We start from the raw sequence: 25,509 nt of genomic DNA, 5'->3' as shown, positions 1-25,509 counted from the left end.
TGTTTTCCTTTAGTTGAAAAATACCGTTGGGTTATCACGTAACATTAGATCAATTTCTATTTGCATTAATCCAGCATTCCTCAGCATAGGAACAAAGGTGCGGATTAAATATTCAAAACCATGACCACCATTGGCCTTCAAATGGGAACGACGGGTTATATCCATCGATAACATGACACGGTTAAGTAAACCGCGCTGGGACAATATCTGTAGCATGGCAACACGTTTTTCATCCGGGTAGTAATCGTTCTTGCCAATAGTGTCAAACTGTACATAAGCTCCCTGTTCAATCATACGCAGGATATTGTCCAAGTTGTCCCGTAAGTCACAATGCCCAATAACCACCCGCTCAATATCTACACCATGCTTTTTTAATAACGCCAGTTGCTCCAACCCCATGGTGCTTAATGAAGTATGTGTAGAGATAGGACGTCCTGTTGCTAAATGCGCTATCGCCGCAGCATGAAATACTTTCTTTTCATCAGGTGTGATAACTCCTTTACTGGAACCAATTTCCGCAATCACCCCAGCTCTCAGCGTTGTCCCATCAATACCCTGCTCAATCTCAGCAATCATTTCATCCGCCAGTTGCTGGGCGGTAGTATGCGCAACATGTCCAGGAAAAAAAGCAGACTGGTAATAACCCGTTGAGGCAATCACGTTAATGCCAGAATCCCGCATCAAATTCAGCATAAACTGTGGATTACGCCCCATGTAACGATTGGTCATTTCCACAATATTACTTACACCAAGGTTGACCAGTGTTTTCATCTCATCACAAATCAGGTCATATTGATCCAGCCGACAATCAATGTTGTTTTTAAATGACGATAAATCAATATGCAAATGCTCATGGGCATAGGTATAGCCGGACGCATCAATCCTATTTTGCTTAGTCATCGGAAAAGCTGTCCGAATAAAATAATGCAAATCAATTTACTCACCGGTCATTTCCCCATCAACAGGAATACAGTTCCCCTGGCTGTCATAAAGCCCTTCCAGCACCGGATGCCCTGACTGGATACCACTGACCAATGCCACATCACTGCGAGTCACAAATATCTGAGTGCGGAAGCACAGCACCACAGCACAGCCAACTGGATATTCACCGCTGAGGGAAAAATGGTAATCAATACTGGCACCATCCATCGGCAGCAAATGGGTAGATATAACCTGTCCGTTTGGCATAAAGACCAATGCGTTATGAGCCTGCCCACGGCGATAATGACCACCTCCATAGCAATAACTGTTGCCATTAAACCGGTGAGATATTTCTGTCAGATACAACATAGCAACACGTTCAGGCTGCTCTCCCTGAAAATTCGCAAGGATTGTACCTGTCAGTGCATGTCCCGGTTCTGCATGGGTAACGCCATACTTTGCCAATAACGGCAGTGTGCTACAGCTTGATGCCGATGGCGCATTTATCTGCGTCACCTCAACCCCTGCCTGCCGTAAAATGTCTCTTGCTTTCAGCAAAGTAAACAGGTTCGGTGCAGGCAGTGTTTGCTGCTGTTCCTCCTGCCACAATAAACAAGGAAAATGCGTTAATCCCACCAGTTTTACACCGGGCATCGCTATGATACGACGAGTAACAGCGTTCAATTCCGATAAATGAAAACCCGCTTCTTGACCGGGATAGAGATGATCATGATCATCATAAATTTTCAGCATAATGCATTGCACATGTCCCTGATGTTGCGCAATACCAGAAATTTCCTCCGCTTTTTCTAAAGAGAACACCGTGATCACTTCCGGGTGTTGCTGTATCACAGGGGAAACCATATTCCGCGGGATCTGTACCAGATGGCCTGCATGAATAACCGGAACCTTCCGTCTTATTAACGTTCTTGCTTCCTTGAAATCCACCGCTGTAACACCCTGATAGCCCAGTTCTATAAGCTTGTGTGCCAGCCAAGGATTACGTCCGATCTGTTTGGTCATCAGATACAGAGCAATATCATAGCGCTTCGCTACAGCAAGCAAGCGTCTGGCATTTGCCAACACCTGATCAACATCAATGACATAAGTATCAGGTAACAAACCTCCTTGCGCCCATAACATACGGGCAGTCTCAATCAATGCCGGATTTTGTTTGGTCAATGCATTAATAAATATGCTGTACCTCCTGTACTACTTACAGCAGTCAATGCCATTGCATACCCGTCATCTTTCAAGTTGCCTCTTTGTTGGCTGCACTCGCTCACCCCGGTCACATAGTTACCTATGCTCCCGGGGATTCGCTCCCTTGCCGTCGCGATGCATCTTGAAATCTGTAAGGTATATGATGTTTAAATCATCATTTTTTTGAATATTTGATGGAAAAAAATTTCCTTTTTCTCTGTTATCGCGCTATTACTGATCCTTTGCCTGCCAAAGGCTAAACAGGTTTGCCAGCAAATAACCCTCTTCACAGGGATGTAATTGCACGTCAAAATGTGCCAACAGCGAAGCGTTAATCACTCGCAAATGCGAAAAGGCATCAGACTGACGTACTTCCATCAACAGTTCATCATCCAGTGAACCAATTTGTTTTCCCCGGCGTGAGCGCATCAACGCATTCGCCATATGTGTTATCGCCATTTCCCCCAACGCATTCCTGACGGGGATTTGCCAATCCTGCTCAAGCTGAATCACGACCTGCAACATGCCATCACAGATATCCTGATCGATGACATTTCCTTGACAGAGCAGATTCAGTCGATTTTCCATTCCATTTTACTCCGTCCATTTTAAATCAATAACTTGGGTCCTGTTGACCAGACAGTACTCGTTGTTGATGAACCAACAATGCTGTTTTATCCACTGTGGTACGCAAAAGCTGCTGAATCGGAATATCATTAACTCTGGTTAAAATAACCGCTTCAGAAGCTTGCATAAAACAAACATTTCCACGCAACGGTACGGCAATAAGCTCCCGGAAACTTAATTCCATCTCCTTGCTAACGTTCCAAATCACTGCATCAATGTCACCCTTGGCCACCTTGTACAAACATTCGTGGTAAGAGATATCCACCAGCGTGATATCCTGTCCGGCAAAGTACACTTCAGTCATAATCTTCTGGTCAGCGGAACGATTGTCTAACCCAACTCGACGGATGTTATGCTCTTCACCCTTGCGGTAAACCAGTTGGTGTCCACCAACATAAGTGCATGGCCCCAATTCAAGTACAGCGAGAACATCACGCTGTTCCAGATAAGTTTGTGCTGCCAGACTTGACACTACAGCCATGTCATAAATGCCGTTACGCAGACATTCTACCCGGGCATCCGAACCTCTCATGTGAGCAAAGTAAAACGGAATACCCTCAAACTGCGCTTTTAAGCCACTCGCCAGCCCCTCGTACAATCGGGTATAAGGTAATGGCATCGCACAAACTACGTTACCGATATCAGCATGTACCAACAGCGCCTTGTGATTCATACTGACCAGATAACTGCCATTGCGACCCCTCCGATCCAGGCAAACCGCACCAGAACTCTCCAGTTTTTTTAATGCAAATTGTACCAATCCAACAGACAGCGCATAGTCAGATGCCAACTCATCAATCGTCTTCAAACGATTACCACAGCACTCACCTAGCAGATAACGTGCCAAGCATGCCCGAGCAACCCCCTCTTTTTTAAGCAACTCACGACTCATAGTTATTCTTCATTTTTTTGAATGTATTTATATCCAACTTAAAGAGATAAATAACAATCGGAAAATAACAAAAATGCGAATTCAGTCACGAATGAGGGCGTGATTTTTGCAATTGAGACGAAGAATCGGCCTTACCTTTGTACTGACGCAACTCAGAAAGGAGATTCTCGTTAGTGAATGAAAACTGGTTTCTGCTTCGGTAGCCAGGCCAGCCCGAAGAATGATATGAATCGGGTGAAATTACGGTATATCAGGACAGGCAACATCGATTTAAGGAAAAGATGAACACCTATAAGGCGTTCATTCCAGATAGATAATGGTTATACACTTCATCTTTCAAGTTGCTGCTTTGTTGGCTGCGGCTAGAAATCTATTGGATATATTACCTGTAACCTCTATTTCCTGGATTATGGATAAACCGTTAATCAAATCATTAGCAATCAACCAACAAAATGATAATCAACAGAAAAAAGTAGGCAAAATCCCATACGTAATCCCGGATAAGATGACCTTTATGTATGCGCCCTTAACAGGCGCATACATCAGAATCCCTTATTCAACTGAACAGGCATCAGCCCTTGGGATATAATCAAAATGTAATTCTCGATACCGGTTTCTTTTCATGCTCCAAACACCGTGAAAGCGTTCTACATTACTGGCGGTATACCTCACCGTGTGGCGAATATTGCTGTGTCCAAGATAATCTTGTATCAGTCGGGTATCCACTCCCCGGTCTGCAAGAGCAAAGCCACAGGCATGGCGCAACATATGCGGATGGGAATCTACTGAAATCTTAGCCTGTCGTCCCAATTGGTTAATCAGTTGATAAATACGCTGACGTGTAAGCGGTTTTCCGTAGCGTGACAGAAATAACCAATCGCTTTCCGCCCCTCGAAAAGTTTTACGTACTTCAAGCCACGCCTTAATCGCCTTGATTTCATAACCCAAGAGGGGATGGTTTGTACAAAACCCACCTTTCAAGCGCCGAATATACAAACTTTCATCATCCAAATCTATGTCAGATAACCGTAAATGCCTGGCTTCACTAACTCGTAAGCCATGCACAAAACTCATATATACCAGACAATAGTCGCGCTCCGGATTAGCGCTCATTTTCGCCATTGCCAGCATGCTTTCCACTTCGTATTGCGTTAGATGTCTTCGTTGACGCATTATGGTCTATCCCAAATATTTTTTATATCAACGCATGTAATATTCTGCGTTCTCTGTAACTGATTCAGACCCGGAACCAACCTTAAATCCCCCATGGTAAAAATGCCTGCACCGAAATGGCAGCAGATGACTAAATGAAATTGCTTTTGCTGTGCCTGAGCTTCACTCAAGCTGTGTAATCGATAGGTATTCAATGTCTGTTCTCCGGTCGCCCCCTATATTCTTACCATTACAAGATAAAAAGAAAAATACTGATTCGATTAACCATCACTCGCTAAATAAGTTGCCATGTCTAGAAAAACAACAGCAATTATCACAATAAACCCAACAATCATTTTAACAAAGGATATGCCAATCAGATCGATTTTTGCTGCAAATCACAAGGAAAGGTATTGATGCGGTAACGTTTGTCGACTCTTAATAGTGTTCAGTTTTTTTCTCAATTTTTTCGCCAGAAAGCTCCAGCAAAGTGATAAAACAGTAGTCTGGTAGCAATAACGTTAAGTGAAAAATATTTCGTTCCATTGCCTATTCCTGATGGCAACTTAATACGCTCTACTTACCTTTTCTCAACAGCGCTGATGGCTCAATCAGATGCGAAATTCTGTTTCTCAAAGCATCGCCAGGTCTTACCAATATTGCCACAGCAATACCCTTTATGACCAAGTCGTTTCTTTTCACATGATAAACTCAGGTATTATGACTCATCATTCCCCCTTTCTGCTAATTATTTATGCCAAAAATATGTTTTGCGAGTGTATTCACACGCTTAAAAGGCACATGTTACCTTTCGGTTATTTGTTATTTAAAACAATAAAATAGATATCATTCCGTCTTTTCCTCCAAGGGGTATTCCCGCCGACATAAGGCGGGGGGGGAATTGGGACGGGCTCGAAAAGCCCGAAGAATCATCAGCCACGCTGATGCTGAATATATTGTTTAACCCCCTCCAACGGGATAGGCAGTAGGATAATGAAAAGCATCATTAATATGTTGCAGGGTCTCGGCAAAGCTTTATATGGATAATCGGTTAGCGCCATTGCTACAGCGCAGTGAAAAAATCACCCGTGCGGAATACCGCGTGCTGTCTCTGTTGGTATGGCGGTAATTGCATTTACACGTGCATCAGCCAATCCATTGTCTTAAACTATAACGCCCGCAAATTCAAATTGGCAAAAACCACACAAGATAATCTCAACAACCCAGGAAAACAGGCACGCAGTCAGAACATGCTCTAACATCAGAATAAATTCGTGGTAAATGATTTGAATAAATTTAATGCTAACTTACCTACCTCAATAGGCATTATAGTTGCAAGATATCATGATGAATGAGTAGCAGCGTATAAAACCAGAATGTACACGTAGTAGTAAGGAGCAATTCACTTAGCTCTCTCCTTCAGCCCCTTACTACACACTCAAAAGTCAGTACTTTTGTTCGAATATTGCCCCTACTCGTCTTTCATGGAAAACAAAACAATCAAATAAGATAGAAATAAAATAATGTTAACAGTTATATTTTTCTATCTGTAAGTATTTTACATAAAAGAATAAATGATTTAATTAACAAATATAGGTAAAATGAAAAAATATTATCTTTTAACCAATTAATTATTGCAATCTATTATATGTTCAGGTTATTTTAAGTAAAATCAGTAAAAAAACCTTTCAGATAATCACTTAAATAAAAACTAATGAATTATCATGTCAAACATAAAAAATAAATCGAATAATGTCACTATGAAATTAATTGACACGTGGAAAAAAAGCAATAATCCTTACGAATATAATGGTCATTGTATCGGTATCATTTTCAATACGTATGACACTAAAAACTTCCATGTTTCTCACCGATTTTAGTCTCTACATGCTAAAAAGATGTTTACCGACAAAAAGCAGAATTTTTTCTTAAATCGAAATATTACATAAAAATAAATATGACTAGAGAAAACTCCATTATTTCATCACAAATAATAAATACCCTGGAAACGAGTAATGCACCATGGGGAATAAAAGATAAATTTTCCCATTTTCTCTATGGCAATGATGCATTGGCCAAACTTCAAAACATAAACTCTACGTATGACTATCGAGGTAAAAATGATAGTAAAACTACGTTACAACACCATGAATTATATGGATATTTTATTAAACATGCAAACCTCTCACTCAGCAAGAATGGGAAATCGTTTTCCTTTTCTTATAAAAATACAACAGAAATCAAATCAATTAATTACTTAACATCTCTTACAAAATCATAGAGAAATACATTAGAAAATTTATAGAAAATTAAACATTAACTCTGATTTACAACTGGAGGAGTACTGCAAAATAAATAATTTTAATCGCTATACACCAAAAAGGTTTTTGTTGTTTTACTTATAAATGTCGTTTATTCAAATTTTTTATAAGGTAATAATGTTATAAAGGTCAAATATGAGTCGATCAGGATGTAAAAAAGTCCCTTTTATTACTCCTCAGTTAACTAATATGTGGGATAAAAGCTCAGAACCATGGTCTGTGAAAGATAAGGAATTCCGTTTTATTTATGCAAATACCATGTTTATTAAAACAAATAAGTTACCTGAAAACTTTAATGTTATCGGATATACTGATAGAGAATTACCGACACCAGTTAATCAATTTGCTCATCTTTTTGAGGAACATGATCGTAAGGTCTTACAATGTATGCAACGAATATCATCTCTCAACACTCATCCTCAAAGCAAAAATGAGCAATCTATATCCTACTATCTCTGTAATAAGTATCCACTAATGGATGAAAATAAACAGTGTATTGGCATTATTTCTCACGCCAGAGAAATACATAATTTTACCGCGTCTCATTATATAGAGAATGACATTCCTATATCGATTAGATTTCAGCCACCCAGCAATATATTGAAAGAAAAAGAATGGATAGTTATTTTTTTATTCTGTCGCGGCGTCAACAATAGATGCATCGCCAGAGAAATGAAAATTTCATACCGTACTGTAGAAAAATATTTCGAAAATATCTATGAGAAACTATCAGTTAACTCAGCCATTGAATTAAGAATATTTTGCAAAGAGAATAATTATGATCTTTACATCCCACCTAAATACTTTCAGTCTATAGGCCATATTTTGCTATACCCTATGGATTTCAAGATGCCTCGCGACGACCAGGGAGCATAGATAACTCTGTGACCGGGGTAAGTGAGTGCAGCCAGCAAAGAGGCAACTTGAAAGATAACGGGTATATAAATAATCGATTTTATTATTACCTATTTCTCGCTGTTCTGTTTAATCAATCTGAGTTTCACTTGAATTTTTCCTAATCTGATATAGGCAATAACTTGATAAATCAAAATAAAGGGCTTAGAACGTGGTATATCATCATTTTTTTGAATATTCTTTTCCTTTTCTGTTGAGGATTTTTAGAAAATTAAGAAACCATAAAACTAGAGTGAGTATTGACTGAAACTTATAGTCGAATAACTTATTGGTAAAAGAGATCGAGACAGGGAACATGACCGGCCCCTGTTTCAATCCCAAAATTCTGGCTACCCTAAATCAACGAACAATAATTCCCAACAGAATACCTAACGCACCGAAATCAGCATCACTAAATGTCGTGTTAGCAATACCAATATCCCCAAGGACAGGCAATAAGAATACGGGTAAAAAAGTAATCAGAAAACCCTGAATAAAAGCACCGAGAATAGCACCTCTGCGACCACCTGTTGCATTACCAAAAACGCCAGCCGCAGCACCAACGAAAAAGTGTGGCACAACCCCTGGAATGATTACCGTCATCCCCAATGCATACAGAATAAACATGCCGATAACACCAGCAACAAAACTGCATAGGAAACCTACCAATACCGCATTAGGCGCATAAGGGAATACAACCGGGCAATCTAATGCAGGTTTAGCATTCGGAACCAACTTGTCGGAAATACCTTTAAACGCGGGAACAATTTCTGCAATTACCATTCTCACACCTTGTAGAATGATATATACGCCAGCAGCAAAGGTAATAGATTGCATTAACGAAAACATGAATCCATTTTTACCACCACTGACTTCTCTTACAAAATCACCACCAGCAAACAAGCAGGTGATCATAAAAATAATCGCCATTGTGAAAGCAATAGCGACCGATGTATCACGCAGAAACAGCAAACTTTTCGGGACATTCATCTCTTCCGTTGAATGCGCTTTATTGCCCAGTTTACTCCCAATAAAACCAGACAGAACATAAGAAAGCGTAGAAAAATGCCCAATGGCAACCTCATCAGAACCTGTCACTTTCTTCATATACGGATGAGCAATTGCCGGAAAAAAAACCATAGCAACACCGACAACCACAGAACCGATAACCACTAGCTTAGTTCCGCTAATCCCAGCTGTCGCCAGAATCACTGCCACCATCATAGACATAAACAGCGTGTGATGCCCTGTCAGAAAGATGAATTTCCAGGGTGTAAAACGTGCAATCAGGATATTGATTACCATGGCAAAGAACATAATCATTGCCATTTCTTTACCAAAACTTTTCTGCGCAATGGAAACAATCGCTTCGTTATTTGGTACTACGCCCTGAATACCAAAGGCATGTTGGAAAATTGCAGCAAAACCCCCCAGTGAAGAAACAACTAACCCAGCGCCCGCCCCCAAGATCACAAACCCCATTATAGTTTTTATGGTGCCTTTGATACATTCAGTCACTGGTTTTTTTTGTGCGATTAAACCAATAAGTGCGATAAATCCCACCAAGACCGCAGGTTCTGACAGCACATCACTCATCAGAAAGTGGAAGAATTCCATGGCTACCTCCGGTTACAGTGCACCAAGTTCAGTTAATGCCGCGGACAGACGCTGTTTCATCGCGGCTTTATCTACCATATTGTCCAGCGCAACAATTTTGCCATCGACTGCCTGAGCAACCAATTGCTCTGCAATATCTTTCGTGCCAACAAAAATATCGCTTTGAGTTGCCTTTGCTGATCCCAAATCAACGTGATCAACGCTAGCATCTATCCCTATATCTTTCAGAATATTTTTGATGCTCATTTCCATCATCAGGCTGGTACCTAATCCATTTCCGCAAACGACTGTGATTTTCATACTGTTTCCCATAGCAAAAAATAACGACTTAATATTTGTTAATCACGGCAAGAATCTCTTCCTTACTTTTGGCCCCCATTAATAGCTCTGTATCTTGTTGATTATCAAAAAGCTCTGCAAGTTGAGCGATCACTTCGACATGACTGTTACTGTCAGTCGCAGCCAGTACAATCAGTAGCTTAACCGGGTCGTTTTCTTCAGAGCCGAATTCAACACCCTGACTGACAACGGTTAATGCTAACGATAATTTGTTCACTCCCTCCTCAGGTCTGGCATGTGGCATAGCAATTCCCGGACCTATAACGTAATAAGGCCCAATCTCCTCATGAGAACGATAAATAGCATCAATATAACGGGGAGAAATTGCACCATTTTCCACCAGTGGTTGGCAGGCAACAGCAATAGCTTCTCGCCAATTTTTAATATTTGGGATCAATTGGATCACATCTCTGGTGAGTAAAGTTTTTAGCATCAGCTTCTCCTGGTCGAAACTTTATTCTGTTTAATGATGTTCAGCCTTCATGGGATGAAGCAGATCGCCAAAACACCATAAGTCCATTTCCGGTATCTCAAGTCATACCATTCGCAATGTGAATATATTTCATCCTCATTCTGTTAAATCTGACTTCAAATTCGCTTTCTGGTGATATTAGTCACAAATGGTAGCGCTATCTACAATCATAAGTCATAATTGTGATAGCGCTATCATTTGTTATCTGAACGATTTACCAGCATGGTAAGCACATCATGGTTTTTTTCCCCACGACTAACTTGAGATAAGGTAAAATCCCACCGTCAAATTCATAGCTGTTCATTAAAAAAATAGAAAAATATTTAATGGAAAAGACACGAAAACGCCGTAATACAGGGCGAGTAACATTACAAGATGTTGCTAAGTATGCCGGTGTCGGCTCAATGACGGTCTCACGCACATTGAGAACGCCAAGTATGGTATCGGATAAATTACGGGAAAAAATTGAACAGGCCATACAGGAATTGGGATATATCCCAAATGGTGCTGCTGGCGTACTCGCCTCAGGCCAAAGTAATATTATTGCTGTTCTTGTTCCATCATTGACAGATAAAGCTTGCGCTACATTTATACAGTCACTGCAACAAGTGCTGAATAAACACGCTTTCCAGGTTTTACTCGGATGTCATGAATATAACCGTAATAAAGAGGCCGAGATTATCATGACATTACTGCAAAGCAACGCAGCAGCACTGGTTATCTTCGGTTCTCAGTTGACAGATAAAACTTACAACAACATTTCTCATATTAATATCCCGATCATCAATGTTGCGGGAACCCATCAGCAACAGACGACTATCAATATAGAAATGGATTCTTCTGAAGCTGCCTATACCCTGACTGAGCATATGCTTAGCAAAGGTCGAAAATATATTGGCTATATTGGTGCACAAATGGATAACCGTTTACAAAATCAGCAAATTAATGGCTGGAATAGAGCAATGCTGCACCACTATCAGAATGCTGATCAAAGTATCACTACATCCGATGCTGCCAATATGCAATTTGGTCGTCAGGCAATTACTGAGATGTTATTACGTCAACCTGAATTGGAAGGTGTGATTTGTAGTCATGAAGTGATTGCCTTAGGAGTCATGTTTGAATGCCAACGTCGTCTGCTGAAAATACCTACTGATCTGGCTATCGCTTGTTTGGAAGGCTCAGATAATTGTGACCACACACAACCAACACTGACATCAATCCGCATTGACTACCCCAAGATAGGGAAAGACACAGGAAAATTGCTGGTAAAGTTGCTCAATAAACAAGATAAAGATGAACTTGAATGTCAAAATGATCAACATCATCTGTTTTCATATAAGTTCGAGCCCAGACAAAGCTCCTAGCAGAGTTGAGAATTCCAGTGATAGTGGCATAAATTGCTATGAAAACTTATATATACCCTATGGATTTCAAGATGCAGCGCGACAGCAAGGGAGCGAATCCCCGGGAGCATAGATAACTCTGTGACTGGGGTGAGTGAGTGCACAACTTGAAAGATAACGGGTAAAGTGCTACTTAGCCTCCTGTTGGCCTAGATTGGATGGTTTAAAAGGAAAGCCAGCACAATCTTCAACTCGATTTGCCATATCAGCAATTGTCGTTTCAGCAAGAGCAGTTTCCAACACACAAGTAATACGCAAAAACTCATTTTCCAATACCGGAGTAATATTGTGCCCAATATAACATTTAGGATTAGGTTTAGAGCGGTGCAACGTGAAATACAGCGGATCTTCAACTGCGCGATAAATATCTAGTAACGAAATTTGCTCCGGTGGCCGAGCCAGTAACGCTCCGCCTCCCTGGCCCATTTGTGAATAGGTAAGTCCTGCATCTGCAAGAGCACCCAGAAGCCGACGAACTACAGTCGGATTAGTATTCACACTTCTTGCGATATCTTCGGAACGCACGGCTTGCCCATGATGAAGCGCAATATCAGTAAGGATATGAATAGCTACGGCAAAACGGGTAGATGTTGGCACTGGAGGCCCCTGTATACCTTAAGGATGTTATTGAGGAACAGCAGAAAACGAGAAAAAGATCACACAATATGTAACTAATTTCGTCACATAATAATAAATAGTGAAATTCAGAATGTCAACCTGTTCGATTAACATCCTGATTCCTCCAGTTCTGCCGTCACATACGATACCATCGAAACTTCGTTACGTTGACCTCCATCTTAAACGGCATGAGCACGATCAATCTGAAGGGTATCAGCAGTCTGCTGTAATTTTACCAGCCGTCCGTCTCGCACTGTCCATATATGAACGAAACGAGAAATAAATCGTTTACCATTCTTTACTTTCCCTAAATAATTACCTAAAACAATCACATGATCACCTGACTCGAAAAATTCAGAACTTTTTACAGTAAATTCCTCAAAGTCATTAAAAAATGGCACAAAAAAATTATTAAATACGTCTTCAATTCCTTCATAAACCCCACCATGTAGAGCTCCTTCGGTAATATCCCAAATAATGTCATCCCCCATCAACTGGCGAACAATATTGATATCCCTCATAGACTCGTAAAAACGACGAACAATAGAAACATTTAATGAATCTGACATTGATAATTCTCCTTCAAATTATCCTATGATGAAAGATGGCCGGCTTTTAATAAACAGACCAACCTGATATCTTGGGATATTCAATCAAAAAGATCCGATGGAACCTTGAATTAACATCCCCGGAAAATAATTCGAGCATCTTTCATCTTAGGCTATCCATAGTGGGTAAGATATCCCCTTACTTAGGTAAGCATAAGTATCCATAGAAGCTCATCACACGTATTTTGGCATCGCAAACATCACTAGGTAGCACGGCAACCGAGTCAGTTTCTTTGCTAAATATTATGGTAACAATTGAAAGGATTGAATAGAATTGTTGAACCGGGCATTAAGCCCGGCAATAGAAAAGTTAAGCATACGCTTCATATCAATACTCTTTAACATTAAAATCGTGTAAATATTTATAATTAAGTAAGCGAGGGATAATCGGTATAGCCTGCTGCTCCAGGCACCATAAATGTTTCTGGCTTCGGTTCATTAAATGGCGCTCTGACTAAAAACCGGTGAGGGAGATCAGGGTTAGAGATGAACAATTCACCAAAAGCCACCGCATCAGCTCTGCCATCAGCAAGAATTTTTTCTGCACTATCTTTAGTCAGTTGCTCATTAGCAATATAAGTTGACCCAAAAGCATCCTTTATTTCCTTACTGAGATCCCCCTCAATAACAGAATCCCGCGAGAAGATGAAAGCAATACCGCGTTTACCAAGTTCACGTGCGACATATCCGAAAGTCATCACCGGATTGGAATCCTCCATTGAGTAACTACCACCGCGTGGAGACAAATGCATACCAACACATGATGCTCCCCAAACAGAAATACAAGCATCTGTCACTTCCAGCAACAACCGAGCACGATTTTCTATTGAACCACCGTACTGATCCTTACGTATATTGGCATTATCTTGCAAGAATTGATCGAGTAAATAGCCATTGGCACCGTGTATTTCTACTCCGTCAAATCCTGCCGTTTTCGCATTTTCCGCTCCGCGTCTGAACGCTTCGACAATGCCGGGAATTTCGTTAGCTTCAAGCGCCCGCGGAACCACAAACGGACGTTCTGGACGTAATAAGCTAACATGACCATCAGCCGCAATCTCACTCGGAGCTACTGGTCGTTCCCCATTAAGGAAAATAGGATCTGAAATCCGCCCTACATGCCAAAGCTGTATAAAAATACGTCCACCAGCAGCATGTACCGCATCCGTGACCAATCGCCAGCCAGCAACTTGTTCATCTGACCAAATACCGGGCGTATTAGCGTAGCCAACCCCCTGTGGAGTTACTGAAGTCGCTTCACTGATAATCAAACCAGCAGAAGCGCGCTGAGCATAGTATTCCGCCATCAACGCATTAGGAATACGCCCTTCTCCTACCGCACGGGTACGTGTCAAAGGAGCCATAATGATACGATTTGGCAAGTCGAGATCACCAATGCGAATTGGGTCAAAAAGTGTAGGCATATTTTTTCTCTCACATGTACTAAATAAATGCACTGCGTTGCAAATCATCAATACGTACATAAACCGAAAGCAAGCAATGTCAGTTGGAATGTATCCATTCTCGAACCTTCAACAACGGGGATGACCGCTGATATGAATTAATGTAACTTACACAGTTACATTAATCAAGAGAGATCTGATACCAGATGTCAGGATATCCACAAGATTAATGCGATGACACCAACACGTTCCTTCTAAATTACCCATCTGATCTTTTCATTAACTCCATTAGAAAAGGCACAGTGAAGCTCGGTTTTATCTTTTTTAGCCTACCCCCCTCAAAAATTAGCTATGATTACAAATAGCTTTCCTGATGCTGGCAAGCTGTTGGTTGATATATCAAAAAATTGTTGCCTAGAGGATGCATATATGAATTTATTGGATGGCTTACAAAAAAAACTGGACGGTTACTTTAATAAAACCAGTGAAATCAACTATGTAAAAATATTTGATACTCCCAAAATATGGGGGTTTCCTTTTGGAAAAGAGATAATGCCGCAGGCTGTCAAAAGAGCAGCGGAATTTGAAGATGCAATTGTAAGCATTCTGGAAAACATGCGTTATCGCTGTGATATTTCCTCCTTAAATGCCCCGGATGCAGAGTGGAGAAAAGTTATTCTATCGGCAATTGATCGCGCATTTACAAAGAAAATAAACAGGAAGGATAGAACTCAGATAAGGCTCTTATTCGCTCAAACGCCGACATCTTTGTTAAATGGTGTGGGTTCATACTTTGAAGGTACCCCTGAATATTTGGCATTGAAGAATGATATTATTAAATTAATGCAAGAGAGGAGAGCTCATTGGGAGTGTATACCTGAAATATGGATTGGTAGATTTTACAGGATAGTAGACGGACTTAAAATATCATTAGAGAAGAAGCTGCTACCAGAGGAAATGGTTTCTGAAACTGATACCAGAATGACATGGAACCATACAAAAATTATCGCAGTTGATGGAATTGAGTCATTTGTCGGAGGCCATAATTTAAATATGGATCTTTTTAGAAATTACCCTCCAGTTCATGATGTCTCTGTTAAAGTTATAGGAACGGCATCATTAAGCTCACAATTATTTTTAAATAATATGTGGGAGGCTGATACAGACCTCTTAACTAAAGAATTCTTTGATATAAATGGAAATAAATGGGTTAATGCTAATGGTATTGTGGGAAAGCCGGAAGACCCATTAAAAAAACAGCACATTACTGAATATATAGACAGAAAAAAAGAAGAATGCCTAAAAAATCCCCCTAAGGACCCAGAATATAAGCAAGCAAGCCGGATATTATCCGTAGGTAAATATTGGATTGGGCCTGATATGCGAACGGATTATAAAAAAGGCTCTGAAATAATGAAAGAGTTTATAATAAAGAATGCAAAGAAAAAAATTCGCATGTCCCAACAGGATCTTGTCAGTGCATGGAAAAAACAATGGCGAGATCATCATGTGTGCCGATGGTTGATCGAAGCATTACTTGCCAACCCCGAGCTGGAAGTTCAAGTTGTTGTATCGCCGCTTGATGCAGCAGCAGGAGCTGCTGGTGATCAATATTCTTTTGGTTCTGGAGCCAGAAGAACGTTTGAAATATTTAAATACTATTTGACACATGATGAGCATACCGATGAGAAGCTGGAAGATCCGGATGGAATCAGGCAGGCTGCACTGAAAAGAATAGAAGTTGCCCCTTTTTTCTTTACAGACAAAGTACCTGAAGATCTTTTAATTGAGGGTACTACATACAAATGGCCAACCACAGATGAAAATTCTTATACTGCCACGCTAAAAGAACCGTCTCTTTCTGAAAGACCTCCACAGGTAGGTGCTATAGGACGCCCATTCCGGTCCTTAGTTAAAGCAGGTGGTCCTGAGCAGGTATATCCCAAAGTTCCCCCTGCTCCTGGGAATCATGCAAAAGTAACAATAATTGATGATGAACTATACATAGTGGGTTCTGATAATCTCTATCCAGGATATCTTTCAGAATTCAACTATCTTATTGAGGGAGAAGATGCGGTGAAAACTTTCATAGAATCCTACTGGGAACCGTTGTGGAAATACTCAGGAAGACATTCATTTAATTACAAAAATGTTTGATATAAGTAACAAATGTACTGATATATTTCCCGCCAACTGCTGGCGGGAATATAATTTGAACAACATTAAGAAGATGACTTTTCAGAGTAAAAAACCAAATCAAAGCGTTTTTCAGTAATAACCTGAAGGCCAGCGGGACATTGAATCTGAGAAACTAGGCACTGGCAACCAAATTGCCCCTGTGAAAGACCCCATTTTCAAATAATCTAGGTTTGGAACCCGTTAAATTATTGACGATTAGATTTTGGCTATAGCCAAGTATTTTGTCATCTCATCATCAGGCACCATACCGCCGCCAGTTGCCCAAACCAAATGCGTAGCCTGCTTCATCTTTTCTACTGAAAGATGCTTGTTGTTCAAATAATCAAGGTTGCTACTAACACGAGCAGGACCAGCCATTCCAACTAACGCCGAAGGCTCTAACTGGATACCCTCATCACGATTAAGTAAACCCAACAGGTTATACATCTCCTGATCATTAATGGTGTAAAAACCATCAAGCAAGCGTTCCATAGCTCGACCGACAAAACCGGAAGCCCTTCCTACCGCAAGACCATCAGCAGCCGTCACATTGTCAATACCGATGTCCTGTACACTGATCTTGTCATGCAAACCGGTATATACCCCCAATAACATGCATGGAGAATGAGTCGGTTCAGCAAAAATGCAGTGCACATGATCACCAAAAGCCAGTTTCAGCCCAAATGCAACACCGCCGGGGCCACCACCAACCCCACACGGCAGGTAAACAAATAGTGGATGATCTTCATCAACCACAATATTCATCTGCTCAAATTGGGCTTTTACCCGGCCACCTGCCACAGAATATCCCAGAAATAACGTCCTGGAATTTTCATCGTCAATAAAGAAACAGTTGGGATCAGACTCCGCTTCTTTACGCCCATGGGCTACAGCTATACCATAATCTTGTTGATGTTCTACCACCTTGATCCCATGTGAACGTAGCTTTTGCTTCTTCCACTCACGGGCATCGGCAGACATATGCACACTGACATTAAAACCCAGTTTTGCACTTATAATGCCTATAGATAACCCCAAATTACCGGTAGAACCTACAGCAATGCTGTATTGGCTAAAAAACTGTCTGAATTTTTCAGAAAACAGTTTGCTGTAATCATCATTTTCAGACAGCAAACCAGCCTGTAATACTAATTTTTCCGCATGAGCCAATACTTCATAAATACCACCACGAGCTTTAATCGAACCGGAAATTGGCAAATGACTGTCTTTCTTAAGCAGAATTTTTCCTGTGATATCAACACCATAATACTGTTTCAGTGTTTTCTGCATCGCAGGAATAGCCACCACCTCTGATTCAATAATGCCATTCGTCGCTTTTGTCTCCGGGAAAGCTTTGCATAAATAAGATGCAAAACGCTTCAGACGTGCTTCAGCATCCCGAACATCATCAGCATCCAAACCTACGAAAGACAATCCCTCTTTAAAGGTTGTGTTACAAGGGTTAAACCAGAAGATTTCCTCTAATTTTATTAAACTTTTTACTAATGGATATTCATTTAGTAACTGTTGAATCTCTGTACTTTTCATTTGTGTGTTAACCCAAGATTAATGTTTCCCTGGTATACAAAAATAATGCTTATTTTCTTAATTATTAAATTTTTATTATATTAACTCTGTTATTGTTACTACAATTTCCTGCAAAATATCAGAACATCATCTTTTTTATCTTTCTATCTTCCCCTTGTTTTGATTAGTACGTTAATATTTAATTTTTTTATTATTTTGGCTATAAAGCCTGCCTATTTTATAGGCTTCCCTGGTATTGACATATTCGCACTTCTTATTTTTTAACGGCTGAACTATTATCCTTTCTATTTACACAATGGTAGAAAGTAGAAATGTCCCAGCCAACGCAACAACAGATGCAATAAATGTTGCGGTCGTATAATACTTAAAAGTTTCACTGAGCGTTGCTCCGCAATATTGCTTAACCAACCAGAACAGTGAATCAGTCACGATAGTACAGCCGATGGCACCAGAACCAATCGCTAAGGTAATGATTGCCGGGCTGATATCTGGATATAACGGCAACATAGGAGAAACAATCGCAGTTGCTCCCACCATTGCTACGGTTGCAGAACCAACCGCTGCATGCAAAATAATGGCAACCAACCAAGACAAAAGAATTGGATGCATATCCAGATTTGACAAAATAATTGCCAACGTATCACTAATCCCGCTTCCTTTCAGAATACTATTAAATGCTCCGCCTGCACCGATAATCAATAAGATATTGGCGATAGAGGCGAAACAATCTTCCGTTTTTGTCAACAGCGTACTCATACCGATATTTTGTTTAATGCCCAAAGTGTAATAGGCAACAAATGCAGCAAGAAACATAGCGGTAATAGGGTTGCCGATAAATTCGAGCACCATGTAAAACAAGGTGCCTTTTTCCATATTCAGTTCAGCAAACGTTTTAATCAGCATCAACCCAATTGGTAATAATATAGTAAACAATGTGATACCTAGAGGGGGTAAATCTTCCTCCCTACGAACCCCAATATCAGAAAATTCATCTGGAACCGATTTAAAAGGCAGACGGCTGCCAAGCAATCTCTGAAATAATGGACCACCGATCAAAGACGCAAACAAGCCAACTATTAGCCCATAAACAATTACCGAACCAATATCCGCCCCTAATTTATTCGTAACAAACAACGCCGCTGGGTGTGGAGGAACAATACAATGAACTGCCATTAATGCCGTACACAACGGAATCGCTAATTTCAACAATGACGTATTCGTTTTCTTAGCAATAGAAAATGCTAACGGGATCAACAACACCACCCCGACTTCAACAAACAAGGTAATACCACAAATCAGGCCAATCAGTACCATAATGATATCTGGTGAGAGCCATCGGCATTTTTGCAATGTGATACCAATACGCTCTGCTGCGCCAGATACCTCCATCATTTTGCCAAGAATGGTTCCCAAACCAATGACTGCTGCCAAAAAACCCAGCGTATTACCAATCCCTGCTTCAATGGCTCTCACCATCTCAACAGGGTTCATTCCCATTAATACGCCGACATAAAAACTTGCTAGCAATAACGCCAGAAAAGGGTGAATTTTTAATTTGATTATCGTAAATACGATTAACACAATACTTGTGAGTAGCGTACTAATCACCCAAGGTTGTGAATCCACTTAATCATTCCCCGCAGTTAACCTCTGTTCGTTGCGTATATTTTCACTATTGAATATGAATATTCAATTTTTGACAAATGATCAATACATAGCCATGCATGAACTCTGTTGAGCCAATTCAGTGATACTGATCAAAATTTTCACTTTATTTGCCACTCAAATCACTAAAACTATCTGAAATATACGACCTTGATGATACGGTTGTATTATCCCATCTTCGATGAAAAAGAAACATTATAAATATGTACACAGATGATAATTTCATGGTTGTCAACAAGCTACTCAATGGAAGCCAGTTATCAAAACTGCATACATTTGAGATAGCCGCTCGCCACTGCTCTTTCGTTCTGGCAGCTGATGAATTAGCTATTAGTGCCAGCGCAGTCAGCCATCGAATCAGTTCATTGGAGCAAGAACTGGGATTCAAACTCTTCCAACGTTTTCATAGAAAGCTTGAATTAACTTGTGAAGGCAAGCGTTTATTTTGGACAATTAAATCGACACTAGAACATTTGAATCAGGAAATTCTGGAAATAAAAAATCAAGAACTATCAGGAAACCTGACTATCTATTCTCGCCCGACCTTTACCCAATGCTGGTTAGTTCCCAAATTGGCTGCTTTTAATCAGCTCTATCCATCCATTAATCTGAACATCCTGGTTGGTAACGAAAACGTGAATTTCCGCGGTTATGGTATCGATCTGGCAATCTATTTTGATGATGTTATGTCCGACGAGTTGTCCCACCAATATCTAATGAGTGAATATATTACTCCGGTCTGTAGCCCACAATATGCCGAAAAATATGACCTGATAGGGAATATCGATAATTTGCAATACTGCACATTATTACATGATAAACAAGCATGGAGTTACGATTCTGACACAAAAGAGTGGGATACCTGGACAGAACATTTTGGTATCAGCCTGAACCCGTCGCAAAAATGTATAGTATTCGACCGCTCTGATTTAGCTGCTGTTGCCGCAATGCACCATGCTGGTATTGCAATGGGAAGAAAAAACATGATTGGGGAAAAAATTGCAAGCAAAGAATTAGTGGCCCCTTTTCCCAATACCGAAGTGCTATGTAAACAGTATTACTATACCTGTACCCTTCCCCAACAACAGAGTGAAAAAGTCAATGCATTTATTCAATGGCTGAAATCAATCATAGACGAATAGAAACACAGCCAGCCGTTAACAGATATAACAACTCCGTCCTGTTTTAAGTGGCGATAGCTAATCGCCACAGAATAGAAGAAAACTAATATATACCCTTCATCTTTCAAGCTGCTGCTTTTTTGGCTGCTTTCACTCACCCCAGTCACAGAGTTATCTATGCTCCCGGGGATTCGTTCACTTACCGCCGCGCTATAACTTGAAATCTATTAGGTATAAATAATTATCAGATATTAAAGAAAGAATAATTTCAAAGCCAATAATTGACGAATCTTACAACAATAAAGCGATTATTTATACTAATACAACCAGATTACTCCCCAAATATCCACCAAGAATAAAGTAATGATAATAGTTAGTGAATCGTGTATAAAATCTTAATTTTATAGAAAAATATATACTAATTATTTAAGTTGTGATATTTATTACATCCGTCGGTCTGCAAACCATTTTAAATAGTTAAAAAGTAGTTCATTACGAAATTATATAGAGTGTAATTAAATGCAAAAATTTTTACTAAGCTGTGGCATTATTTTTTCTGCGTGTGCAATAACCTTACCAGCTCAAGCTGAACAACATACCGCTTCTATCGGGTATGCCTATGTGAAGCCACAAGAAATTAAAGCACTAAACGGTGCAACAATAAGTTATCGATATGAATTGGATGATCAATGGGGACTGTTATCATCATTTACCTTTGCTAAAGGGGATGAAAAAGAGACCGAAGAATTCACTAAACTTGATACTAAGTATTATTCTTTGATGACTGGCCCGACTTATAGAATTAATGATTATGTTAGTTTATATAGCCAACTGGGGTTATCCAGAATTAATGTAAAACATTCCGCCACCTATGGAAATGGGTACACAGAGAAAGCAGAAGGAAACAATAATGCTTTGGGTTGGGGAGCCGGTTTAATTATCAATCCGACAACCAACACATCCGTTACAGTTGGTTATGAAGGCAGCCGCTTTGATATCGAACGTAATGAAGGAGATAAACTCGCCACTAATGGCTTTAATATAACCGTCGGCTACCGCTTCTAATTTAGTCAACAAAAAGATTATAGAATCATCAAGGCCAAATATTTTATATGATTTATCGCCTTGGTGATTTATTTAGAAATTTTGACTCAATTCTGCATATCAGAAAAATAAACTCATCGTTCCCCAAAAAAGCAACTCGGAATCTATTTAACATATTACGAATCTTTTATTGAGCAAAACCAGAACTAAACAAGGTTATTTCTACAATATTAAATATGGATAAGAAATATGGAATAAGTCCGAAAATCATCAAATTGATATTGATAAAGAATGGAAAGAAAACCCAGGACACCTGAAGTTGATTTAATAATATATACCCAATAGATTTCAAGATGCATCGCGGCGGCAAGTGAACGCATCCCCAAGAGCATAGATAACTCTGTGACTGGGGTGAGTGAGTGCAGCCAACAAAGAGGCAATTTGAAAGATGAAGGGTATATTATTTTCTTTGGATATTATATTATTTTTAACAATATTCATTCATTATTAGCAATGAAAGATGAGATAGTATTTTCTAGTATGATTTTTATTTGCTTCTTTTCATTTCCACTCATTTTGTATTATTTTACATCTGTATTTTTTTATTTTATTTTCAATAGATTACCTAATAATCATATGTCGTATATCAAATTCCTAGGTTCTATTATGATTATTTCTTTTATTACCAGTCTTCCAATATCTTTCTGGGTAGGTCATCAATTAAAAAATGACGGTTATTTGGTGTGTGATAAAATCTCATGGATGTCGCCTACAACCTATGTCAAAGACATTAAATTATGTGAATGAAAATTTTATAAATATTCTTCTCTCATATTTTCACCTGTTTAGCTCTCATTATTTGAGAACTTTTTTATTTTTTCATGGTGTTAAATTGCTTTAACTGGTGGGTTGTCGGGGGCTCGAACCCCGGACCAATTGATTAAGAGTCAACTGCTCTGCCGACTGAGCTAACAACCCAATACGAACAATTATTATCCTATATACAGTTATCGTCAATATTATTTATGACTATTTTTTTCCAAATGAATAACTCATATTCAATTTTAAGGATACTCATGAGTTAAATTGTAACCAATTTGTTTTTAAGATGAAATCAAGCTGTCATTATTATAGTAATTTGTGTCACAATATTTTCCGCAAACACCGTCAAATATAAGGCCACTTCAAAAGCCGTGACAATTTACCTAAGAAAATGAAAATCCTGGATACTATTTTATGGCAGAAAAAATACAAACTGCACTTTCCTCTAAACCCGAAGAGACACAACTGCAACGCAATCTGAGCAACCGACATATACAACTCATTGCGATCGGCGGCGCGATTGGCACGGGTCTGTTTATGGGATCAGGGAAAACAATCTCCCTTGCTGGGCCATCGATTATATTCGTTTATATGATTATCGGCTTCATGTTGTTCTTCGTGATGCGCGCAATGGGCGAATTACTGCTCTCGAATCTACACTATAAATCATTCAGCGATTTCTCCGCAGATTTACTGGGTCCTTGGGCTGGTTTTTTCGTCGGCTGGACTTACTGGTTCTGCTGGGTCATTACCGGTATCGCCGATGTGGTAGCAATCACCTCATATATCAGTTATTGGCAGCCCGATTTTCCACAATGGGCCACTTCCTTACTCTGTGTTTCATTGTTGCTGGCACTTAATCTAGCAACGGTAAAATTATTCGGAGAAATGGAATTTTGGTTCGCGATGATAAAAATTGTTGCCATTATTGCTCTAATTGTGACAGGCGCTGTTCTGATTGGTATGCATTTTCAATCGCCAACGGGTCATATCGCCTCGCTAGCAAATATATGGAATGACGGAGGATTATTTCCAACAGGATTAAGCGGATTTTTCGCCGGATTCCAAATAGCCATATTTGCTTTCGTGGGAATTGAATTAGTCGGTACTGCTGCCGCAGAAACTAAGGACCCGATGAAATCGCTTCCCAGAGCGATTAATGCCATTCCAATCCGTATTATCACCTTCTATGTGCTGGCACTCATAATTATCATGTCTGTCACGCCATGGCGTTCAATCATTGCAGACAAAAGCCCTTTTGTTGAGCTGTTTGTTCTGATTGGCTTGCCTGCCGCTGCAAGTATCGTGAACTTTGTGGTGTTAACTTCTGCCGCCTCTTCAGCAAATAGCGGTGTTTTCTCCACCAGCCGTATGTTATTCGGGCTAGCAAAAGAAGGTGATGCACCACAGCAATTTAGCCGCCTTTCACGCCGTTCAGTACCTGCATCGGGGTTAATTTTTACCTGTTTATGTTTATCCTGTGGTGTCGTGCTAATTTATTTAATTCCTGATGTTATGCATGTATTTACTCTGGTAACCACCGTTTCAGCCATTTTGTTTATGTTTATCTGGAGCATGATCCTATGTTCATATCTGGTTTACCGGAAACGTCGTCCTGCATTACACAAAGCTTCAATCTATAAAATGCCATTGGGCATTACCATGTCATGGGTCTGCCTGGCATTCTTTGCATTTGTTCTGATATTACTCACTTTACGAGATGATACTCGCCAGGCATTAATCATTACACCTATTTGGTTTCTGGTTTTAATTATTGGTTTTCAAATTGTAAAAAGACACAGAACACGTTTGTACAGCTAACTTATTCAAGTTGTTAATACCCATATGACCTGTTGGAATAACACTCCACAGGTCTTTTTTATTGCTGCAAGCTACAAAATTACCACTACACTTATTCTGCCGGTTAAGAAAATCTTTCTTACCAAATAAGGTCATTTCACCTTATTACATCAATAATATTGATGAATTAAAATGACAGGCTGCCATTATTGTAAACTTCGCAGCCACTTTTTAACCTTACTGGAGAAAGTAATTATGACGAAAATTCTCGTGCTTTATTATTCCATGTACGGACATATTGAAGCGCTGGCATCCGCAGTTGCAGAAGGTGCACAAAAAGTCGCTGACGTAGAAGTCACAATTAAACGCGTCCCAGAAACCATCCCACCAGAAGCATTTACCAAAGCAGGTGGTAAAACGGATCAATTTGCTCCAGTTGCATCCACCCAGGAGCTGGTTGATTATGATGCAATTATCATCGGCACCCCAGCTCGTTTTGGTAATATGGCTGGCCAAATGAGAAACTTTTTAGACCAGACAGGTAGCCTGTGGGCCGAAGGTAAACTGCACGGCAAAGTCGCCAGCGTATTCACTTCCACAGGTGTTGGCGGTGGTCAAGAGATGACCATTACTTCAACCTGGACAACGCTTGCCCATCACGGCTTTATTATTGTACCGATTGGTTATGGTATTCCTGAAATCGGGGATATTTCACAGCCGCAAGGGGGAACTCCTTACGGTGCCAGTACTTTCGCTGGCGGTGATGGTTCGCGCTTCCCCAATGAAAACGAATTGAAAATCGCCCGTTATCAGGGCGAGCATGTCGCGAAGATCACTAAGAAACTGAAAAACTAACTA

At 40.0% G+C, this 25,509-nt stretch carries 24 protein-coding genes, 1 tRNA gene and 1 pseudogene; 11 read left to right on the top strand and 15 right to left on the bottom strand.

Annotated elements, in window-relative coordinates:
• Nucleotides 1-9 precede the first annotated feature (9 nt).
• The 5 genes from BDD30_RS18130 to BDD30_RS18110 form a co-directional block, all read right to left on the bottom strand.
• Nucleotides 10-900: a phosphotriesterase-related protein gene (locus BDD30_RS18130; RefSeq protein ID WP_041381969.1), complete on the bottom strand. Its 891-nt coding sequence runs from the start codon at nt 898-900 to the stop codon at nt 10-12.
• A gap of 36 nt (nt 901-936) precedes the next feature.
• The gene (locus BDD30_RS18125; RefSeq protein WP_041381971.1) at nt 937-2,118 is read right to left on the bottom strand and encodes a YhfX family PLP-dependent enzyme; all 1,182 of its coding nucleotides are present in this window, start codon (nt 2,116-2,118) and stop codon (nt 937-939) included.
• Between the two features lie 237 nt (nt 2,119-2,355).
• Nucleotides 2,356-2,712, bottom strand: coding sequence for a hypothetical protein (locus BDD30_RS18120; RefSeq protein WP_015834718.1), 357 nt, complete (start codon nt 2,710-2,712; stop codon nt 2,356-2,358).
• Between the two features lie 25 nt (nt 2,713-2,737).
• Entirely contained in the window at nt 2,738-3,643 is a 906-nt protein-coding gene (gene yhfZ, locus BDD30_RS18115; protein ID WP_015834719.1) for a GntR family transcriptional regulator YhfZ, read from the bottom strand.
• 552 nt (nt 3,644-4,195) lie between these two features.
• Nucleotides 4,196-4,816, bottom strand: a complete 621-nt coding sequence (locus BDD30_RS18110; RefSeq protein WP_015834721.1) for a tyrosine-type DNA invertase — start codon at nt 4,814-4,816, stop codon at nt 4,196-4,198.
• A 1,018-nt stretch (nt 4,817-5,834) separates the two neighbouring features.
• Here BDD30_RS18110 and BDD30_RS25105 point away from each other — a divergent pair.
• The 4 genes and pseudogenes from BDD30_RS25105 to BDD30_RS24785 all read left to right on the top strand — a co-directional run.
• Nucleotides 5,835-5,912, top strand: a pseudogene (locus BDD30_RS25105) (MurR/RpiR family transcriptional regulator); the annotation flags it as partial.
• Nucleotides 5,913-6,752: 840 nt separating this feature from the next.
• Nucleotides 6,753-7,076 (top strand): hypothetical protein, encoded by a 324-nt coding sequence (locus BDD30_RS18095; RefSeq protein WP_015834722.1) that lies wholly within the window; start codon nt 6,753-6,755, stop codon nt 7,074-7,076.
• A 175-nt stretch (nt 7,077-7,251) separates the two neighbouring features.
• Nucleotides 7,252-7,992, top strand: a complete 741-nt coding sequence (locus BDD30_RS18090; protein WP_015834723.1) for a helix-turn-helix transcriptional regulator — start codon at nt 7,252-7,254, stop codon at nt 7,990-7,992.
• Nucleotides 7,993-8,000: 8 nt separating this feature from the next.
• Complete coding sequence (locus tag BDD30_RS24785; RefSeq protein ID WP_282958051.1) at nt 8,001-8,135, top strand: hypothetical protein; 135 nt, start codon at nt 8,001-8,003, stop codon at nt 8,133-8,135.
• Between the two features lie 235 nt (nt 8,136-8,370).
• On the opposite strand, the gene ulaA is transcribed toward BDD30_RS24785, so the two are convergent.
• From ulaA to BDD30_RS18075, 3 genes are read right to left on the bottom strand one after another with little or no spacing between them, the layout of a single operon-like run.
• Nucleotides 8,371-9,627: a PTS ascorbate transporter subunit IIC gene (gene ulaA / locus BDD30_RS18085; RefSeq protein WP_015834724.1), complete on the bottom strand. Its 1,257-nt coding sequence runs from the start codon at nt 9,625-9,627 to the stop codon at nt 8,371-8,373.
• 12 nt (nt 9,628-9,639) lie between these two features.
• Nucleotides 9,640-9,927: a PTS sugar transporter subunit IIB gene (locus BDD30_RS18080; RefSeq protein ID WP_041381976.1), complete on the bottom strand. Its 288-nt coding sequence runs from the start codon at nt 9,925-9,927 to the stop codon at nt 9,640-9,642.
• Between the two features lie 28 nt (nt 9,928-9,955).
• Nucleotides 9,956-10,399, bottom strand: a complete 444-nt coding sequence (locus BDD30_RS18075; protein WP_015834726.1) for a PTS sugar transporter subunit IIA — start codon at nt 10,397-10,399, stop codon at nt 9,956-9,958.
• A 365-nt stretch (nt 10,400-10,764) separates the two neighbouring features.
• On the opposite strand from BDD30_RS18075, the gene BDD30_RS18070 reads away from it, so the two are divergent.
• Nucleotides 10,765-11,805, top strand: a complete 1,041-nt coding sequence (locus tag BDD30_RS18070) for a LacI family DNA-binding transcriptional regulator (RefSeq protein WP_015834727.1) — start codon at nt 10,765-10,767, stop codon at nt 11,803-11,805.
• Nucleotides 11,806-11,973: 168 nt separating this feature from the next.
• Here the strand turns inward: BDD30_RS18070 and BDD30_RS18065 are convergent, their stop codons facing one another.
• The 3 genes from BDD30_RS18065 to BDD30_RS18055 form a co-directional block, all read right to left on the bottom strand.
• Nucleotides 11,974-12,441: an Rrf2 family transcriptional regulator gene (locus tag BDD30_RS18065; protein ID WP_015834728.1), complete on the bottom strand. Its 468-nt coding sequence runs from the start codon at nt 12,439-12,441 to the stop codon at nt 11,974-11,976.
• Nucleotides 12,442-12,641: 200 nt separating this feature from the next.
• On the bottom strand, nt 12,642-13,031 hold the full coding sequence (locus BDD30_RS18060; RefSeq protein ID WP_015834730.1) for a nuclear transport factor 2 family protein: 390 nt from the start codon (nt 13,029-13,031) through the stop codon (nt 12,642-12,644).
• Nucleotides 13,032-13,438: 407 nt separating this feature from the next.
• On the bottom strand, nt 13,439-14,494 hold the full coding sequence (locus tag BDD30_RS18055) for an alkene reductase (RefSeq protein WP_015834731.1): 1,056 nt from the start codon (nt 14,492-14,494) through the stop codon (nt 13,439-13,441).
• A 408-nt stretch (nt 14,495-14,902) separates the two neighbouring features.
• Here BDD30_RS18055 and BDD30_RS18050 point away from each other — a divergent pair, with 408 nt between their 5' ends.
• The gene (locus BDD30_RS18050) at nt 14,903-16,630 is read left to right on the top strand and encodes a phospholipase D-like domain-containing protein (protein ID WP_041381979.1); all 1,728 of its coding nucleotides are present in this window, start codon (nt 14,903-14,905) and stop codon (nt 16,628-16,630) included.
• Between the two features lie 237 nt (nt 16,631-16,867).
• Here the strand turns inward: BDD30_RS18050 and dsdA are convergent, their stop codons facing one another.
• Nucleotides 16,868-18,199 (bottom strand): D-serine ammonia-lyase, encoded by a 1,332-nt coding sequence (dsdA, locus tag BDD30_RS18045; RefSeq protein WP_015834733.1) that lies wholly within the window; start codon nt 18,197-18,199, stop codon nt 16,868-16,870.
• A gap of 288 nt (nt 18,200-18,487) precedes the next feature.
• Entirely contained in the window at nt 18,488-19,825 is a 1,338-nt protein-coding gene (gene dsdX, locus BDD30_RS18040; RefSeq protein ID WP_015834734.1) for a D-serine transporter DsdX, read from the bottom strand.
• 242 nt (nt 19,826-20,067) lie between these two features.
• On the opposite strand from dsdX, the gene dsdC reads away from it, so the two are divergent.
• Nucleotides 20,068-21,006 carry a DNA-binding transcriptional regulator DsdC gene (dsdC, locus tag BDD30_RS18035; RefSeq protein WP_015834735.1) on the top strand — a complete coding sequence of 313 codons (939 nt, stop codon included), beginning with the start codon at nt 20,068-20,070 and terminating at the stop codon, nt 21,004-21,006.
• On the opposite strand, the gene BDD30_RS23760 is transcribed toward dsdC, so the two are convergent.
• Nucleotides 20,976-21,152, bottom strand: coding sequence for a hypothetical protein (locus tag BDD30_RS23760; RefSeq protein WP_170152970.1), 177 nt, complete (start codon nt 21,150-21,152; stop codon nt 20,976-20,978). The two genes, dsdC and BDD30_RS23760, sit on opposite strands and share 31 nt — an antisense overlap.
• Before the next feature lie 352 nt (nt 21,153-21,504).
• Here BDD30_RS23760 and BDD30_RS18030 point away from each other — a divergent pair, with 352 nt between their 5' ends.
• Both BDD30_RS18030 and BDD30_RS18025 read left to right on the top strand, forming a co-directional pair.
• Nucleotides 21,505-22,050, top strand: coding sequence for an Ail/Lom family outer membrane beta-barrel protein (locus BDD30_RS18030; protein ID WP_015834736.1), 546 nt, complete (start codon nt 21,505-21,507; stop codon nt 22,048-22,050).
• 381 nt (nt 22,051-22,431) lie between these two features.
• Nucleotides 22,432-22,836: a DUF1240 domain-containing protein gene (locus BDD30_RS18025; protein WP_015834737.1), complete on the top strand. Its 405-nt coding sequence runs from the start codon at nt 22,432-22,434 to the stop codon at nt 22,834-22,836.
• Between the two features lie 95 nt (nt 22,837-22,931).
• On the opposite strand, the gene BDD30_RS18020 is transcribed toward BDD30_RS18025, so the two are convergent.
• A tRNA-Lys gene (locus BDD30_RS18020) sits at nt 22,932-23,007 on the bottom strand.
• A gap of 258 nt (nt 23,008-23,265) precedes the next feature.
• On the opposite strand from BDD30_RS18020, the gene cycA reads away from it, so the two are divergent.
• The gene (gene cycA, locus BDD30_RS18015) at nt 23,266-24,672 is read left to right on the top strand and encodes a D-serine/D-alanine/glycine transporter (RefSeq protein ID WP_015834738.1); all 1,407 of its coding nucleotides are present in this window, start codon (nt 23,266-23,268) and stop codon (nt 24,670-24,672) included.
• Between the two features lie 234 nt (nt 24,673-24,906).
• Nucleotides 24,907-25,506, top strand: coding sequence for an NAD(P)H:quinone oxidoreductase (gene wrbA, locus BDD30_RS18010; protein ID WP_015834739.1), 600 nt, complete (start codon nt 24,907-24,909; stop codon nt 25,504-25,506).
• The last annotated feature ends 3 nt before the right edge of the window (nt 25,507-25,509 follow it).

The organism is Photorhabdus asymbiotica, assembly GCF_003634575.1.
Taxonomy (GTDB): domain Bacteria; phylum Pseudomonadota; class Gammaproteobacteria; order Enterobacterales; family Enterobacteriaceae; genus Photorhabdus; species Photorhabdus asymbiotica.
This window is presented reverse-complemented; position numbering and strand designations above follow the sequence as displayed.

Excerpts from the sequence above, each read along its gene's own strand:
- BDD30_RS18130 (WP_041381969.1), bottom strand. The coding sequence starts at position 900 with ATGACTAAGCAAAATAGGATTGATGCGTCCGGCTATACCTATGCCCAT.
- BDD30_RS18120 (WP_015834718.1), bottom strand. The coding sequence starts at position 2,712 with ATGGAAAATCGACTGAATCTGCTCTGTCAAGGAAATGTCATCGATCAG.
- yhfZ (WP_015834719.1), bottom strand. The coding sequence starts at position 3,643 with ATGAGTCGTGAGTTGCTTAAAAAAGAGGGGGTTGCTCGGGCATGCTTG.
- BDD30_RS18110 (WP_015834721.1), bottom strand. The coding sequence starts at position 4,816 with ATGCGTCAACGAAGACATCTAACGCAATACGAAGTGGAAAGCATGCTG.
- BDD30_RS18095 (WP_015834722.1), top strand. The coding sequence starts at position 6,753 with ATGACTAGAGAAAACTCCATTATTTCATCACAAATAATAAATACCCTG.
- BDD30_RS18090 (WP_015834723.1), top strand. The coding sequence starts at position 7,252 with ATGAGTCGATCAGGATGTAAAAAAGTCCCTTTTATTACTCCTCAGTTA.
- ulaA (WP_015834724.1), bottom strand. The coding sequence starts at position 9,627 with ATGGAATTCTTCCACTTTCTGATGAGTGATGTGCTGTCAGAACCTGCG.
- BDD30_RS18080 (WP_041381976.1), bottom strand. The coding sequence starts at position 9,927 with ATGAAAATCACAGTCGTTTGCGGAAATGGATTAGGTACCAGCCTGATG.
- BDD30_RS18075 (WP_015834726.1), bottom strand. The coding sequence starts at position 10,399 with ATGCTAAAAACTTTACTCACCAGAGATGTGATCCAATTGATCCCAAAT.
- BDD30_RS18070 (WP_015834727.1), top strand. The coding sequence starts at position 10,765 with ATGGAAAAGACACGAAAACGCCGTAATACAGGGCGAGTAACATTACAA.
- BDD30_RS18060 (WP_015834730.1), bottom strand. The coding sequence starts at position 13,031 with ATGTCAGATTCATTAAATGTTTCTATTGTTCGTCGTTTTTACGAGTCT.
- BDD30_RS18055 (WP_015834731.1), bottom strand. The coding sequence starts at position 14,494 with ATGCCTACACTTTTTGACCCAATTCGCATTGGTGATCTCGACTTGCCA.
- BDD30_RS18050 (WP_041381979.1), top strand. The coding sequence starts at position 14,903 with ATGAATTTATTGGATGGCTTACAAAAAAAACTGGACGGTTACTTTAAT.
- dsdA (WP_015834733.1), bottom strand. The coding sequence starts at position 18,199 with ATGAAAAGTACAGAGATTCAACAGTTACTAAATGAATATCCATTAGTA.
- dsdC (WP_015834735.1), top strand. The coding sequence starts at position 20,068 with ATGTACACAGATGATAATTTCATGGTTGTCAACAAGCTACTCAATGGA.
- BDD30_RS18030 (WP_015834736.1), top strand. The coding sequence starts at position 21,505 with ATGCAAAAATTTTTACTAAGCTGTGGCATTATTTTTTCTGCGTGTGCA.
- cycA (WP_015834738.1), top strand. The coding sequence starts at position 23,266 with ATGGCAGAAAAAATACAAACTGCACTTTCCTCTAAACCCGAAGAGACA.
- wrbA (WP_015834739.1), top strand. The coding sequence starts at position 24,907 with ATGACGAAAATTCTCGTGCTTTATTATTCCATGTACGGACATATTGAA.